Origin of the sequence: Pannonibacter sp. SL95, assembly GCF_026672425.1 — a bacterium.
In the GTDB taxonomy this organism is placed as follows: domain Bacteria; phylum Pseudomonadota; class Alphaproteobacteria; order Rhizobiales; family Stappiaceae; genus Pannonibacter.
This window is the reverse complement of sequence record NZ_JAPPRC010000003.1, coordinates 1,896,110-1,911,005: the sequence shown is the minus strand read 5'-3', so window position 1 is coordinate 1,911,005 and position 14,896 is coordinate 1,896,110. Positions and strand designations below refer to the sequence as shown.

General features: G+C 65.1%; 14 protein-coding genes. 7 read left to right on the top strand and 7 right to left on the bottom strand.

The features are described 5' to 3' along the window. Positions 1-4: 4 nt before the first annotated feature. The 3 genes from OVA12_RS09670 to OVA12_RS09660 all read left to right on the top strand — a co-directional run bounded on the left by OVA12_RS09670 (position 5) and on the right by OVA12_RS09660 (position 3,486). Entirely contained in the window at positions 5-928 is a 924-nt protein-coding gene (locus OVA12_RS09670) for a LysR substrate-binding domain-containing protein (RefSeq protein ID WP_268136688.1), read from the top strand. A 128-nt stretch (positions 929-1,056) separates the two neighbouring features. Next, positions 1,057-2,244 (top strand): acyl-CoA dehydrogenase family protein, encoded by a 1,188-nt coding sequence (locus OVA12_RS09665; RefSeq protein WP_268136686.1) that lies wholly within the window; start codon positions 1,057-1,059, stop codon positions 2,242-2,244. 204 nt (positions 2,245-2,448) lie between these two features. Further along, positions 2,449-3,486, top strand: a complete 1,038-nt coding sequence (locus OVA12_RS09660) for a zinc-dependent alcohol dehydrogenase (RefSeq protein WP_268136684.1) — start codon at positions 2,449-2,451, stop codon at positions 3,484-3,486. A gap of 73 nt (positions 3,487-3,559) precedes the next feature. Here OVA12_RS09660 and OVA12_RS09655 read toward each other — a convergent pair whose 3' ends face one another. The 5 genes from OVA12_RS09655 to OVA12_RS09635 form a co-directional block, all read right to left on the bottom strand. After that, entirely contained in the window at positions 3,560-4,261 is a 702-nt protein-coding gene (locus tag OVA12_RS09655; protein WP_106753237.1) for an ABC transporter ATP-binding protein, read from the bottom strand. Next, positions 4,248-5,036 (bottom strand): ABC transporter ATP-binding protein, encoded by a 789-nt coding sequence (locus OVA12_RS09650; protein WP_268136682.1) that lies wholly within the window; start codon positions 5,034-5,036, stop codon positions 4,248-4,250. Before OVA12_RS09650 ends, OVA12_RS09655 begins: the two co-directional genes overlap by 14 nt. Further along, on the bottom strand, positions 5,033-5,992 hold the full coding sequence (locus OVA12_RS09645) for a branched-chain amino acid ABC transporter permease (protein WP_268136680.1): 960 nt from the start codon (positions 5,990-5,992) through the stop codon (positions 5,033-5,035). The genes OVA12_RS09650 and OVA12_RS09645 overlap by 4 nt, the downstream gene beginning before the upstream one ends. Positions 5,993-5,995: 3 nt before the next feature. Further along, positions 5,996-6,868, bottom strand: a complete 873-nt coding sequence (locus tag OVA12_RS09640; RefSeq protein ID WP_106753240.1) for a branched-chain amino acid ABC transporter permease — start codon at positions 6,866-6,868, stop codon at positions 5,996-5,998. Positions 6,869-6,983: 115 nt separating this feature from the next. After that, the gene (locus tag OVA12_RS09635) at positions 6,984-8,132 is read right to left on the bottom strand and encodes an ABC transporter substrate-binding protein (protein WP_268136677.1); all 1,149 of its coding nucleotides are present in this window, start codon (positions 8,130-8,132) and stop codon (positions 6,984-6,986) included. Between the two features lie 374 nt (positions 8,133-8,506). On the opposite strand from OVA12_RS09635, the gene paaG reads away from it, so the two are divergent. The 4 genes from paaG to OVA12_RS09615 all read left to right on the top strand — a co-directional run bounded on the left by paaG (position 8,507) and on the right by OVA12_RS09615 (position 11,840). Next, positions 8,507-9,316, top strand: a complete 810-nt coding sequence (paaG, locus tag OVA12_RS09630; protein WP_268136675.1) for a 2-(1,2-epoxy-1,2-dihydrophenyl)acetyl-CoA isomerase PaaG — start codon at positions 8,507-8,509, stop codon at positions 9,314-9,316. A 1-nt stretch (position 9,317) separates the two neighbouring features. Continuing rightward, on the top strand, positions 9,318-9,785 hold the full coding sequence (paaI, locus tag OVA12_RS09625; RefSeq protein WP_268136673.1) for a hydroxyphenylacetyl-CoA thioesterase PaaI: 468 nt from the start codon (positions 9,318-9,320) through the stop codon (positions 9,783-9,785). A 54-nt stretch (positions 9,786-9,839) separates the two neighbouring features. Next, positions 9,840-11,150 (top strand): phenylacetate--CoA ligase PaaK, encoded by a 1,311-nt coding sequence (paaK, locus tag OVA12_RS09620; RefSeq protein WP_268136671.1) that lies wholly within the window; start codon positions 9,840-9,842, stop codon positions 11,148-11,150. A gap of 93 nt (positions 11,151-11,243) precedes the next feature. Next, a complete protein-coding gene (locus tag OVA12_RS09615; protein WP_268136669.1) occupies positions 11,244-11,840 on the top strand; it encodes a TetR/AcrR family transcriptional regulator in 597 nt (198 codons plus the stop codon). 177 nt (positions 11,841-12,017) lie between these two features. Here the strand turns inward: OVA12_RS09615 and paaZ are convergent, their stop codons facing one another. After that, positions 12,018-14,084, bottom strand: coding sequence for a phenylacetic acid degradation bifunctional protein PaaZ (paaZ, locus tag OVA12_RS09610; RefSeq protein WP_268136667.1), 2,067 nt, complete (start codon positions 14,082-14,084; stop codon positions 12,018-12,020). Positions 14,085-14,110: 26 nt separating this feature from the next. Further along, on the bottom strand, positions 14,111-14,878 hold the full coding sequence (locus OVA12_RS09605; protein ID WP_268136665.1) for a Phenylacetic acid catabolic protein: 768 nt from the start codon (positions 14,876-14,878) through the stop codon (positions 14,111-14,113). Positions 14,879-14,896 lie beyond the last annotated feature (18 nt).

The window sequence follows — 14,896 nt, the reverse complement described above, 5'->3', positions numbered from 1 at the left end:
GAAAATGGGCCTGGTAAATGTCGACGTAGACCTGCTGCGCACGCTGCTCGTCGTTGCGGACCTGAGGAACTTCACATCGGCCGGTGAGAAACTGCACCGGACACAATCCGCGATCAGTCTTCAGATCAAACGCCTCGAGCAGATCGTCGGGGAGCGGATTTTCGACCGGGGCAGTGGCAAGGACATCCGCCTCACCAAGACCGGCGAGCTGGTCCGGTCATACGCTGCCGAGATCCTCAGGCTGAACGACGCCCTGGTTCAGGAGATCCAGTCAGGTTCCCAGCCGACGGTCATGCGGATCGGCATGCCGGATGATTACGCGGATGTGCTTCTTCCGAAGGTAATCGCCGAACTGGCCCGTCGAAACGAAAAGATCGAGATGCAGATCATCACCGACCTCTCGACAAGGCTCGGGTCACTTGTTGACACCGGCCACCTCGATCTTGCCTTCATGACCCGGGACGCTGGCATTGCCGGGCTCAGCCTGCTCGAGGAGCGGCTCAGTTGGGTCTGCGCACCGCAGGCACGGCTGGCTGACGACAATCCGCTTCCCTTGGCCCTGTTTCCCGAAGGGTGCGGCGTGCGGCGCAACGCGCTTGATGCGCTCGATGCGGTCGGCAAGCGATGGCATATCGCCTACTGTTCGGCAAATTTCTCGACGCTGAAGACGGCAATCCTCGCCGAACAGGCCATTGGCGTCCTGCCGACCCGCGCAATTCCGGACACGATGATCCCCCTCGGGCCTGACGACGGCCTGCCGGAGCTGCGGAATTCGGAATTGCTTGTACAGGTCAGCTCACAGGCAACGCCAACGGTGCTGCGGCTGTCGTCACACCTGTTGCGCGCGTTCGAGGTCGAACTGACAACGGGCGAGGTCGCCCATGTGCCGATGCCCCGGCCGGAACAAGCCGCGCCCAACCGGCATTGACGCGGCTTATGCAGAGGCGAAGGAGAACTCATTTCTATCTCTGATGAGATTGCGACACCGTCATGGCCATCGGATCGGGAGCTTTCCAACCGGCCCCCGCCGCAACTCCGCAAAGGAAGGGACAGGCCATGCGGTTCGAGTTCAGCACGCAGCAGCAGATGATGTTCGACCGGTTCGCAGAGCTCGGTCGCCATGCAGCAGCTAGCGCCAGTCAGCACGACGCCGCCGGCAGTTTTGATCGTGGCACCTGGCAGCGTCTCGCCGACGCCGGGCTCTGGCGCATCCCCGTTCCCGTGGCACTTGGCGGACTGGGTGGCACCTGGGCCGACTGTGCCGCGGCCATGGAGGGCGTTGCGACCACGGCCGAAGACCTCGGGTTTCTGGTCACGATGCTTGGGCACATCGGGTCCCTTCGCATCATCCTTGAGGACGGCACTCCGGCCCAGCAGGCCCGCTGGCTCGAACCGATCATGCGCGGCGATGTCGGGGTCACCGCCATGACGGAGGCGACCGGCGGCTCGGACCTCGCCCGCATGCGGGTAGCCGCGACGCCGGATGGATCCGGTTGGCGGCTTGATGGCGAAAAAGTTCATATCACCAACGCGCCGATTGCGGCCCTCGGCATGATTGCCGGCCGCATCCCCTCCCTTGGCGCCAAGCGGGATATCACGCTTTTCTTCGTTGATCTGGATCAGGAGGGCATCACGATCGGCAAGACCGAGGACAATCTCGGGATCAGGACGAGCCCCACCGCCAACATCCGCTTCGACGGGGCAAGGCTTGATCCGATCAACATCGTCGGCAAGCCCGGTGATGGCCTGAGTGCCCTCTATCGCATCATCGCCTTCGAACGGGCACTCTATGGCATCATGGCAGCCGGTCTGATCGAGAACATGATTGCCAAGGCCATGGCGCGAGTTGAAGCACGCATGGCCTTCAACCGGCCACTGGCAGACTACCAGTATGTGCAAGGGCGGATTTCCGACATGAAGATCGCCTCGGTCGTCTGCCGCCTGCTGACCTATGCGGGCCTTGAGAAGCTCTCTGCCGGCAGCGAGGATGCCTCCATCGTCTGTTCGGTCGGCAAGTTCCTGGCTGGCGAGAAACTGCTTGAAGCAGCCGAGCACCTTGTGCAGCTGCATGGCCATCTGGGCTACATGAACAATGACCTGAGCCGTCATCTGCGCGATGCTGTCGGCATGCGCATTGCCGGGGGCACCAGCGACATTCAGCGGATCAACATCTTCAACCAGATGCGTCAGCAGCATGCGCGGCGGTGGGTCAATGATACCCCACAGACCGTTGCCGCGGAATGAGCGGTTGCGATGGGCCGGCCATCCAGCCTGTCGCCAACGCTGCCAGGCCGCATCGGCATCGCTGTGGCGTGAAGATCGGACAGGGACTTGATCTGGCGCAAGGCTAGAGCCGGACGCTCAAGCTAGCGTTCTGGTTGTCCGGCCTTGCGCACAACAGCAGGTCCAAAGGACACGCTCTTTCCTCGATCCAAGGAAGAAAGACAAATGTCAGCGACACCCAATCCGGTGACCATGAAGGCCGCCGTCGTGCGGGCCTTCGGCGCCCCGCTTGATGTCTGCGAGGTCGCCCGTCCCGTCGCTGTGCCCGGCAAGATCGTCGTCAAGGTGATGGCCAGCGGCGTCTGCCACACCGACCTTCACGCCGCCGACGGCGACTGGCCGGTGAAACCCAATCCTCCCTTCATTCCCGGCCATGAAGGCGTCGGCATCGTCTGCGAGGTCGGGGCCGGCGTGAAGGGCATCAAGGAAGGCGACCGGGTCGGCATGCCTTGGCTGCACTCCGCCTGCGGCCATTGCAAGCACTGCGTCGGCGGCTGGGAAACCCTCTGCAACGAGCAGCAGAACACCGGCTACAGCGTCAACGGCGGCTTTGCCGAGTATGTGCTGGCTGACCCCGGCTATGTCGGGCATCTGCCGGCCGGGCTCGATTTCGCGCCCGCTGCGCCCGTGCTCTGCGCCGGCGTGACCGTCTACAAGGGCCTGAAAGAAACCGACACGCGCCCGGGCGAGACCGTCGCCATCATTGGCATCGGCGGGCTTGGCCACATGGCCGTGCAATATGCCAAGGCCATGGGCCTGCATGTGGTCGCCGTCGACATCCACGAGGACAAGCTGACCCTTGCCCGCAATCTGGGTGCCGACCACACCATCAACGCCCTGACCACGGACCCGATTGCCGAGATGCAGAAACTGGGCGGGGCCGAGGGCGTGCTGGTCACAGCCGTCTCGACCAAGTCCTTTGCACAGGGCTTCGGCATGTTGGCCCGGCGCGGCACCATGAGCCTCGTCGGCCTGCCGCCCGGAGACTTCCCGCTGCCGATCTTCGACACGGTGCTCAACGCCAAGACCATTCGCGGCTCCATCGTCGGCACGCGCAATGACCTGACCGAAAGCCTCGCCTTTGCGGCCGAGGGCAAGGTCAAGGCGCATTTTTCCGAAGACCGGCTCGAGAACATCAACGCCATCTTTGACCGCATGCGCGCTGGCGCAATCGACGGCCGGGTGGTTCTCCGCATCAACTGATTTCATTGCAAAAGAAAAAGCGCGGCAGATCCCTGCCGCGCCTTTTTTATGTCCCGTGCAAACGCCTGATCCCCTAGATCCCCAGATACGCCTCACGGATGCGGGGATCTGCAATCAATTCGGCGGCCGGTCCCGACATGGTGATGCGGCCGGTCTCCATCACATAGCCCCGGTCGGCGATGGAGAGCGCGGCAAAAGCGTTCTGCTCCACCAGGAGCACCGTCACATCCAGGCTCTTCAGCGACTTCACCACCTCCAGGATCTGGTCGACCAGGATCGGGGCCAGCCCCATGCTGGGCTCATCCAGCAACACGCAGGTGGGACGTGCCATCAGCGCCCGGGCAATCGCCAGCATCTGCTGCTGGCCGCCGGACAGGCCGCCGGCCGAGAGATTGCGCTTTTCCTTCAGCACCGGGAACATGGCAAAGGCATCGGCCATGTCCTTGTCAACGCGCGCATCGGCGAACAGATAGGCGCCAAGCCGCAGGTTTTCCTCCACCGACAGGTTGGTGAAGATCTGCCGGCCCTCCGGCGACTGGGCGAGCCCCAGCCCGACGCGTCGGTGCGCCGGCAGTTTCGAGATGTCGTCGCCCCGGAACATGAGAGAGCCGCCCGATGCGGGCTGCACGCCCGAAAGGCAGCGCAACAGCGTCGTCTTGCCCGCGCCATTGGCCCCGATCACCGAGACGATCTCGCCGGATTTCACCTCCAGATCGACCCCGTGCAGCACCTCGATGCGCCCGTATTTGCTGCGCAGTCCTTCAACCGAGAGCATTGGCCGCCTCCTTGCCGCCATGGGCCCCAAGATAGGCCTCGATCACCTTGGGATCACGGGCCACCACCTCAGGCTTGCCTTCCGTGATCTTCACGCCGTGATCGAGCACGACGATGTGGTCGGAAATCTTCATCACCAGCTTCATGTCATGCTCGACCAGCAGGATGGCGACGCCCTCCTTCGCCACAGCCGCGATGAGATGATCGATTTCCTCGGTCTCGACCGCGTTGCACCCGGCGGCCGGCTCGTCCAGCAGCAGGAGGCGCGGCTTGCAGGCGAGCGCCCGGGCAATTTCCAGCCGCTTCAGCGCACCATAGGACAGCTGCGATGCGATCAGCTCCGCGCCGCGCTCCAGCCCGACCCGCGCCAGCAACTTGCGCGCAGCGGCTTCCGTCTCCCGGTTGCGCCGCAGGGAAGATGGCAGAGCCAGCATGTCGGCAACGAGATGGCGGCCTTCCGACAGGTGGAACCCGGCCATCACGTTGTCCAGCACGCTCATCTGCTGGAACACCTGCAGGTTCTGGAAGGTGCGGGACAGGCCGCGCGCGGCCAGCGCCTGCGGCGGCAGGCCGGTAACGGTTTCCCCTGCCAGCCGTACACTGCCACGAGCGGGCAGGTAGACGCCGGAGATCATGTTGAACAGCGTCGTCTTGCCCGCGCCATTGGGGCCAATCACGGAGACGATCTCGCCTTCCGCCACTGCGAAGCTCACCGCATCCACGGCCTTCACGCCGCCAAAGTCGATGCCGAGGCCTTCGATCTCAAGAAGTTTCATCCTTGCCTCCGGCTGAAGCGCTTGATCAGGCTCGGCACCAGACCTTCCCGCAGGAAGATCATCACCAGCATCATGATGAGGCCGAGCACGATGTGCTCGTAGTCATGGAACACGGTCAGGCCCTGCGGCAGGGCCGTAAGGATGGACGCGCCCGTGATCGCCCCGAACACCGACCCCGCACCGCCCAGCACCGTCATCGTGACCATCTGCACCGAATGCAGGAAGCCGGCGATGTCGGGCGAGACGAACTTGTTCATCATCGCCAGCAACGATCCAGAGATCGAGGCATAGACAGCGGAAATGACGAAGGCCATCAGCTTGAAATGGGCAACGTCCACCCCGACCGTCCGCGCGGCGATCTCGCTGTCATGCAGCGCCCGGAGCGCGCGGCCCGTCGAGCTGGTGTGCAGGTTCAGCGCCAGCAGTGCCCCCAGCAGCAGCACGAGCCCGGAGAACCAGTACCAGACCTGCGCTGCCGGAACGGACAGGCCAAGCGACTTCAGGAGGTCCCGCAAGCCGAGATCCTCGACCTGCATGCCATCCGGCCCGCCGGTCAGCCAGGATTCATTCGACAGCACCATGAAGATGAGAATGCCGAAGCCGAGGGTGGCGACTGCCAGATAATGCCCTTTCAGCCGCAGGATCGGACGGCCGACCAGATAGGCCAGTGCGCCGGAGATGATGGCCCCGAGCAGCATGGCGACGACCGGCGGCAGGCCCAGATGCACCGGCGCAAGGGCACAGGCATAGGCGCCGATGCCGCAGAAGCCGGCGTGTCCCAGGCTGATCTGGCCGGCATAGCCGATCAGGATGACGAGGCCGGTGACGGCCAGGCCATTGATGAACATCAGCGTCCCGACCCGGTAGTAGAACGAGGAGGGAAAGAACAGCGGTGCAACCAGCACCAGCGCCACCAGCGCCAGCAGCGTGATCGACTTGGGAGACAGGTTCTTCATGGCTCAGACCCGGTTGACCGCGGCCCGGCCGAACAGGCCACTGGGCATGACAAACAGCACCGCAAGGATGACGATGAAGGCCGCCGCATCCTTGTAGGTGGAGGAGATGTAGCCGGCGGTCAGCGCCTCGATCAGGCCGACGACAAGACCACCGACGAGGGCCCCGAACGGATTGCCCATGCCGCCGAGCATGGCTGCGGCAAAACCCTTGAGGGCCAGCGCAATGCCGATGTCGTAGCTCGTCAGCGTAATCGGCGTGACGAGCACGCCCGCCACAGCGCCGATGGCCGCAGACAGGGCGAAGCTCAGCGTCATGATGAAATTGGTGTTGATGCCGACGAGCCGCGCTGCCAGCCGGTTGTTGGCAGTCGCCAGCACCGCCTTGCCCGTCAGGGTGCGGGTGAAGAAGAGATAGAGACCGGTGAAGATCACCGCGGCGCCGAAGATCACCCAGACGCTCTGCGGCAGGATCGTCGCCCCCAGGATCTCGATGGGCACGTCGCCGGAGAAGCTCTCGAAGCGGTGCAGCTGCTTGTCGAAGACGATCTGGGCCACACCGCGCAGGAAGATCGATGCGCCGATGGTGATGATGATGATCGTCACAACGGAGGCGTTGCGCGCCGGCTCGATGGCGAACTTGTTCAGCGCCACGCCAACCAGCGCGGTGATCACCACGGCCAGGATGGCAGCGGCCGGCAGCGGCACGCCGGCAGCCGACAGGAACACGGTCGACATGCCGCCCAGCATGACGAACTCGCCTTGCGAGAAGTTCACCACGTCAGAGGCGTTGTAGATGATGGTGAAGCCGAGCGCGACCAGCGCATAGACTGCGCCGACCGTCAGGCCGGAAAAGACGAACTGCAGAAGATCGGACATGGATCGGTCCCGTCGGGCAGGCACAAGGGCCTGCCGCATGGTTCGGTGAACGCGGATCGAAAGATGGAAGCGAGCCCGGGGATCCGGCGGCCTTGCCAGATCCCCGCGGTCCTGATTACTCGACGATGGTCCAGTCGCCGTCCTTGATTTCCAGCATGCGGAACGCGGACAGGTCGAGGCCCATGTGGTCGTCAGCGGTCATGTTGACGATGCCGCCGGTGCCAACATAGCCCTTGGTCTTCTCGATCTCGTCGCGGATCGCCGCCGGCTCTGCCGAACCTGCCCGCTCGATGGCCTCAGTCAGGATCATGAAGGCGTCATAGGCATGGCCGCCAAAGGTGGAGACCTGCGCACCGGTGGCCTTCTGATAGGCATCGCGGTAGCCGACGACGACCGGCTTCTGCGGGTCATTGTCCGGCAGCTTGTCGGCCACCAGCAGCGCTGCGGCCGGGAGACGGACGCCTTCAGCGGCAGCCCCTGCCAGTTCAATGAAGCTCTTCGAAGCAACGCCATGCGACTGGTACAGCGGCACCTGGATGTTCAGCTGGCGGAAGTTGCGGGTGACGATGGCCGGGCCCTGGCCGAAGCCCGGGTTGACGACAGCCTGCAGCCCGGCGACGCCAGCGATCTTGGTCAGCTGCGGCGTCATGTCGGCGTCCTTCGGGCCGTAGCTTTCGTCCGCCACGATCTCCATGCCGAACTCCGGTGCCAGCTTCAGGCACTGTTCACGCATCGACATCTCGAAACCGCCGGTGCCGGAAATGAGGCCGATCTTGGTCAGGCCGCGCGCCTTCAGGTCGCCGAAGATCTTGGCGCAGGCCATCTTGTCGGTGTGCGGGGTCTTGAAAACCCACTTCTTTACCGGATCGATGATCACCACGGCGCCGGCCAGCGAGATGAACGGAACTTCCGCCTCTTCCATCACCGGGATCATCGACATGGTCGTGCCGGTCGTGGTGCCGCCGATGACGGCCACGACTTCATCGTCTTCAATGAGACGGGTCGCAAAGGTGCGGGCGTTGTTGGCGTCGCCCGCGTCATCATACATGACGAGCTCGATCTTCTCGCCCTTGATGCCGCCCTTGGCGTTGATCTCGTCGACCAGCATTTTCAGGGTCTTGGCTTCCGGATCGCCCAGGAAAGACGCCGGGCCGGTCTGGGACAGGGATGCGCCGATCTTGATGTCGGCAAGGGCCGGCGAACTCGCCAGACCTATAAGCGCCAGCGCAGCCGTCGCCTGCTTCAGGCTCGTCAGAAACGTCATGATTTTCCTCCCATCGCAATGTCGTCTAGGCAGATCCGAAAGGGCTGCTCCCCTGCCCGGCTCGTCCGGTCATCAGACCGGCACGCCGCCCTGGCCAGCACGTCCCGTGGCATGAAGCCACCGGGGCGGATCCGGTCCTCACTCCGGGCCCGCAGGCTGTCGTCTCTCTCCCCGTTCTTGCTGCGCCATCGGGCGCTTCAGTTATATTGACCGACCGGTTGGTTTATGCAACATCTTTCTTCAACGACCAAGGTCGCATTCCAGATGTTGCGGCACTTGGCGCTCAGACGGCCTGTTCCTGCTTGCCGGAAGGTCACAGGCACGTCAGCCTGCCGGGGGACCCATCCTGACCGGCAGTCCGAGGGAGGATCGACATGACAGGTGATGTTGCAGGCGAAACGCCTGTGCTGGTGGACCGCCGCGGCGGCGTCCTGGTGCTGACGCTGAACCGGCCCGACCGGCTCAATTCCTTCAACGAGGCCCAGCACCTCGCCCTGCGCGCCGGCTTCGAGACCGCGCGCGACGATGCGGATGTGCGGGCCGTGCTGCTCACCGGTGCCGGCCGCGGCTTCTGCGCCGGCCAGGATCTGGGTGACCGCGATCCGGCCAAGATGACCGGAGCACCGGATCTCGGCGAGACCATCGAACGCTTCTACAACCCGCTGATCCGGCTCATCCGCAGCCTTGAAAAGCCGGTCGTCTGCGCCGTCAACGGCGTGGCCGCAGGCGCTGGAGCCAACATCGCGCTGGCCTGCGATATCGTGCTGGCGGCCCGCTCGGCCAAGTTCATTCAGGCCTTCGCCAAGATCGGCCTCGTGCCCGATTCGGGCGGCACCTGGTCCCTGCCCCATCTCCTCGGCGAAGCCCGGGCCAAGGGCCTGGCGCTCACCGGCCAGCCGCTGCCGGCCGAGACGGCGCTGGCCTGGGGCCTGATCTGGCAGGTCTGCGATGATGATCAGCTGATGGGCGAAGCGATGGCACTGGCCGAGACGCTGGCTAGCGGCCCGACGGTCGGCCTTGGCCTGACCAAACAGGCCATCCAGGCAGCGGCCACCAACAGCCTCGACGCGCAGCTCGATCTGGAACGCGACCTGCAGCGGCAGGCAGGGCGTACCCCCGACTACGCGGAAGGCGTTGCCGCCTTCCTCGCCAAGCGTCCGCCCGTCTACAGCGGGAGGCGCTGAGATGACGGCCTCCCTGACGCCCCAGCAGCTGGCTGAAGCCAGTGCCGCCGCCATGTGGAACGGCGACAACGCCAGCGCCGGCCTCGGCATGGTCCTTACCCACATCGCCCCCGGCGAGGCCACGCTCAGCATGACGCTGACCGACGCCATGACCAACGGCCACAAGACCGGCCACGGCGGCTTCATCTTCGCGCTGGCCGATTCGGCCTTTGCCTTTGCCTGCAACAGCCACAACCAGCGCGCTGTCGCCCAGCACTGCTCGATCACCTACATCGCCCCGGCCTTTGCCGGCGACGTTCTGACGGCCACCGCCCGGGAGATCTCGCGCGCCGGCCGCTCCGGCATCTACGACGTGCAGGTCACGAACCAGACCGGCGCGATCCTGGCCGAATTCCGCGGCCATTCGCGGACGGTGAAGGGCACCCACGTGCCGCTCGCCGGGGAGACCGATACGGGCCTGGCCGGCTGAGACCCAGCCCAGACCGCCAGCCCAACAAGAACACTGTTTTCGGGAGGAAACACCATGGAAGACCTGAGCCCGCGCCCCGGGGATCTCGAGCCGATCGAAACCGCGTCCCGCGATGAAATCTCCGCGCTGCAGCTGACGCGTCTGAAGACGACGCTCGCCCATGCCTATGCCAATTCCCCGTTCTACCGGGCGAAGTTTGACGCCCATGGCGTGCATCCGGACGACCTGAAGACCCTCGCCGACCTGTCGAAGTTCCCCTTCACGGTGAAGACGGACCTGCGCGACACCTATCCCTTCGGCATGTTCGCCGTGCCGCAGAAGGACATCGTCCGCATCCACGCCTCCTCCGGCACCACCGGCAAGCCGACCGTCGTGGGCTACACCAAGAAGGACATCGACACCTGGGCCGGCGTCGTTGCCCGCTCGATCCGCGCCTCTGGCGGCCGACCCGGCGACATCGTGCATGTGGCCTATGGCTACGGCCTCTTCACCGGCGGTCTCGGCGCCCATTACGGTGCGGAAAAGCTCGGCTGCACCGTCGTGCCGATTTCCGGCGGCATGACCGAGCGCCAGATCACGCTGATCGAGGATTTCAAGCCGCGCATCATCATGGTGACGCCGTCCTACATGCTCTCGATCCTTGACGAGTTCCGCCGCGCCGGCATCGACCCGCGCGAGACCTCGCTCGCCGTCGGCATCTTCGGCGCCGAACCCTGGACCAACGCCATGCGTCAGGAAATCGAGCAGGCCTTCGACATGCACGCGGTCGACATCTACGGCCTGTCCGAGGTGATGGGACCGGGCGTTGCCAATGAATGCGTCGAGACCAAGGACGGGCTGCACATCTGGGAGGATCACTTCTATCCCGAGATCATCGACCCGGTGACCGGCGAGGTCCTGCCCGACGGCAGCGAGGGCGAGCTGGTGTTCACATCGCTCACCAAGGAAGCCCTGCCGATCATCCGCTATCGCACCCGCGACCTGACCCGCCTGCTGCCGGGCACCGCGCGCTCCATGCGGCGGATGGAAAAGATCACTGGCCGCTCCGACGACATGATCATCCTGCGCGGCGTCAACGTGTTCCCGACCCAGGTCGAGGAACAGATCCTGAAATGCAAGGGCCTCGCCCCGCATTTCCAGATCGAGCTGACGCGCTCCGGCCGCATGGACGCCATGACTGTGAAAGTCGAAGCCGCGCTGGACCACACCAGCAGCGAGGCCCGCGCTCACGCTGCCAAGGAACTGGCGCATCACATCAAGAGCGTGATCGGCGTCAGCACAAGGATCGATGTCGGCGATCCCGGCAGCGTCGAGCGCTCGGCCGGCAAGGCCCGCCGCGTCATCGACAACCGGCCGAAAGGCTGAAGCTCCCGCACTTTGTCCCCGCATGGACGCATTTGACCTTCCCCGGCAATGCGGCTATGCGGGGCCTCGTTGCACCGTGAAGGACAACCGGATATGGCACGCACCCGCGCCGCAGACTATGACGACAAACGCAAGGCGATCCTGGACCGCTCAGCCAGCCTGTTTGCGGAGATGGGCGTCGACCGGGCGTCGATGTCGGCCATCGCCAGCGCCTGCGGCGTGTCGAAGGCGCTGCTGTATCACTATTATTCCAGCAAGGAAGACATCCTGTTCGACGTGATCCATTCGCATCTGGAGGATCTCGACGAAACCCTGGCCGAAGCGGATGACACCACGCTGGCGCCGGAGGCGCGCCTGCGCGCGCTGGTGCACAAGACGCTGGAAGCCTACCGGGATGCCAACGACACCCACAAGGTCCAGCTTTCGGGCCTGCCCTTGCTGCCGCCCGACAAGGCTGACCGGATCAAGGAGCTGGAACGGCGGATCGTGCGGCGGTATTCGGACGCCCTGCTGGCAGTCAATCCGGATCTCAACACCGGCCGCCCGCTCCTGAAGCCGGTGACCATGTCCCTGCTTGGCATGCTGAACTGGGTCTACATGTGGTTCCGCCCCGGCGGCCCGGTTTCCCGCGAAGACTATGCCGATCTCGCCACAACGCTGATCCTGGAAGGCGTCAAGGCGGTCAAATAAGCGTCCATCCGCCCAACCAGCCAACGTCCCCCAACGCCGTCCAGCCCATCTCCCACGCCGTCCCGGCCTTGAGCCGGGACCAGTCAGGCTGGCATCGCGACATCCCACCAGGTCCCGGCTCAAGGCCGGGACAGCGCGGAGGATGTATCGAGCGCCCGTAGACGCTCGACCTGCCTATCAGGCGGCCATCGGCCAGACCTTCGCCACCATGGTCAGCACGTCATACTGGGCCACCACTTCGCTGCGCTGGTTGGTCACCGTGGTATCCCACCGCACCTCACCATAGTCAGCGCCCTCACGCGGGTTGATTTCCTTGCAGGTGAGCGAGACCTGCAGCGTGTCGCCCGGATAGACCGGGGTCAGGAAGCGCAGTGCGTCGACGCCGTAGTTGGCCAGCACCGGACCCGGATCGGGCTGCACGAACAGGCCCGCCGCCGCCGAGACGATGTAGTAGCCATGCGCGACGCGTCCTTCGAAGAACGGATTGGCCTTGGCCGCCGCCTCGTCCATGTGGGCGTAGAACGTATCACCGGTGAACTCGGCGAAATGCTCGATGTCCTCCAGCGTCACGGTGCGGGTGCCGGTCACAAGCGTGTCGCCGATCTCCAGTTCAGCCAGGGACTTGCGGAACGGATGCACGTTGCCCGTCCGCGTGGCGGATCCGCGCACCCACTTGCCCGCCACTGCGGTCAGCATGTCCGGAGACCCCTGCACCGCCGTGCGCTGCAGGTAATGATGCACGCCGCGCAGGCCGCCCATTTCCTCCCCGCCACCGGCGCGGCCGGGGCCGCCGTGGATCATCTGCGGCAACGGCGAGCCATGACCCGTCGAGGACTTGGCCGTGGTCCGGTTGCCGATCAGCACGCGGCCATGCCAGGGCGCCAGGCCCAGCACCGCCTCACGGGCGAAGTCGCCATCATTGGTGAAGACGGACGAGACCAGACTGCCCTCACCGCGCGCAGCCAGTTCGATGGCCTCATCGGTGCTGCGATAGGGCATCACAGTGGCCACCGGACCAAAGGCCTCGACGGAATGCAGGATGGCTGCGTCCAGGGGACGCCCGCAGTACAGCAGCACCGGCGACTGGAACGCGCCCTTGTCCGGGTCACCGGCAATCGGATCAACCGCGTCCGGTGTGCCATAGGCCAGCTCGGCCTCGCGGCAGAGATCCTTGACCCGGCCCCGCACTTCCTCGCGCTGCGACAGGCTGGCCAGCGGCCCCATGCGCACGCCCTCGGCGCGCGGATCGCCGATCGTGGTCTTGGCGAGCTTCTCGCCAATCGCCTTGATCACCGCTTCCGACAAGGCTTCCGGCACGATGACGCGGCGGATGGCCGTGCATTTCTGGCCCGACTTCACGGTCATCTCGCGCACGACCTCGCGCACGAACAGGTCGAACTCCTCCGTGCCCGGCACCGCATCCGGGCCAAGCACCGACGCGTTCAGACTGTCGGCCTCCATGGTGAAGCGCACCGAATTGGCGATGATCTCGGGATGCGACCGCAGCATCCGGCCGGTTGACGCCGAGCCGGTGAAGGTCACGACATCCTGCGCCGTGACATGGTCCAGCATCGAGCCGACCGAACCGGAGACCAGCTGCAACGCGCCTTCGGGCAGCAAGCCGCTGTCGATGATGCGCCGGACCATCAACTCGGTGAGGTAAGCGGTCTGGCTCGCCGGCTTGACGATGGCCGGCATGCCCGCAAGCCAGGTCGGTGCGAGCTTTTCCAGCATGCCCCAGCACGGGAAGTTGTAGGCGTTGATGTGCACCGCCACGCCCTCGAGCGGGCTGAGAATGTGCTGGCCAGCAAAGCTGCCGTCCTTGGACAGGACCTCTGGTTCGCCATCGATCAGCAGACGCGTGTTGGGCAGCTGGCGGCGGCCGATCGAGGAATAGGCAAACAGCGTGCCGATGCCGCCTTCGATGTCGACCCAGCCATCGGTCCGGGTGGCGCCGGTGGCGCTCGACAGGGCGTAGAACTCTTCCTTCACCTCCATGAGGTGCTTGGCGAGTTCTTTCAGAAGACCGGCGCGCTGGTGATAGGTCATTGCGCGCAGGGCCTTGCCACCGGTTTCCCGGCCGTAGGCCAGCATTGCAGCGGTATCGAGACCGGCGGCATCAATGACGGCCACCGGTGCCCCGGTCGAGGCATCGGCCAGCACCTGGCCCTTGCCGGTCCCGGACACCCAGGCGCCGCAAGCATAGCTTTGGAGGCGGCGCGGCGCATCGCTCATAAGGGTCATGTCGTCTCTCTCTTGCAATTCGATGGTCAATCGGCGGCCCGCGCCTGACCGAGGTCCGTGAACAGATCGGCCACGTCCTGCTGCCAGCGGGCCGCGAGCGCCTCGTTGGGGGTATGGCGCAGGCCAAGACGGGCCAGCGCCTCAAACCGGCTGGACCGCGCCGCACCAAAGCTGGCGGCGACGCGCGGGTGCCAATAGGCATAGGCCGTCTGGATCGCGGCCATTGCTCCGGGCTCTCCCGCCAGCGCCTTCAGCGCCGCAATGCCTGAGGTCGCGTGACGGGTCTCGATGGCCAGGATCTCCCGCATCACCTCGGCCAGCGGCTGGTAGGACGCGCGCGCCAGCTCCTCGATCTGCAGCAGGCTCGCCTTGCCCATCAGCACGTTCATGACGACGCTGTCGGTCCAGTCGGTGATCGGGGAGTGGAACACCGACAGGCGCATGTCGCCGCCCTGGCGGGTCTGTCCGATATCGGCATCGCGGGGCATGCGCGCGGCCCAGGGGTGCTGCGCGGCATAACGCCGGGTGTCGGCACCAAAGTCGCCCATGACTGCCAGAACCTTGGCCGCATTCTCGAATTTTTCCGCGACAATGCGCGCAGCCGCCGCCCGCTGGGACAGGCCCGGCGCCTCGTTGATCCGGTCGGCAAAGCCCGCAGCCCCCGCCAGCTCGCTGTCGACGAAGCTCGCCATCAACCGCATCAGCTCGGCCCGGTAGCGCGCAGGCACATTGGCCGGCGACGTCAGCTTGCCACCCTTGGCCAGATAATCGGCCAGTTCCATGTCTTCGCTCATGCTGCCCTCCTCCCGAGG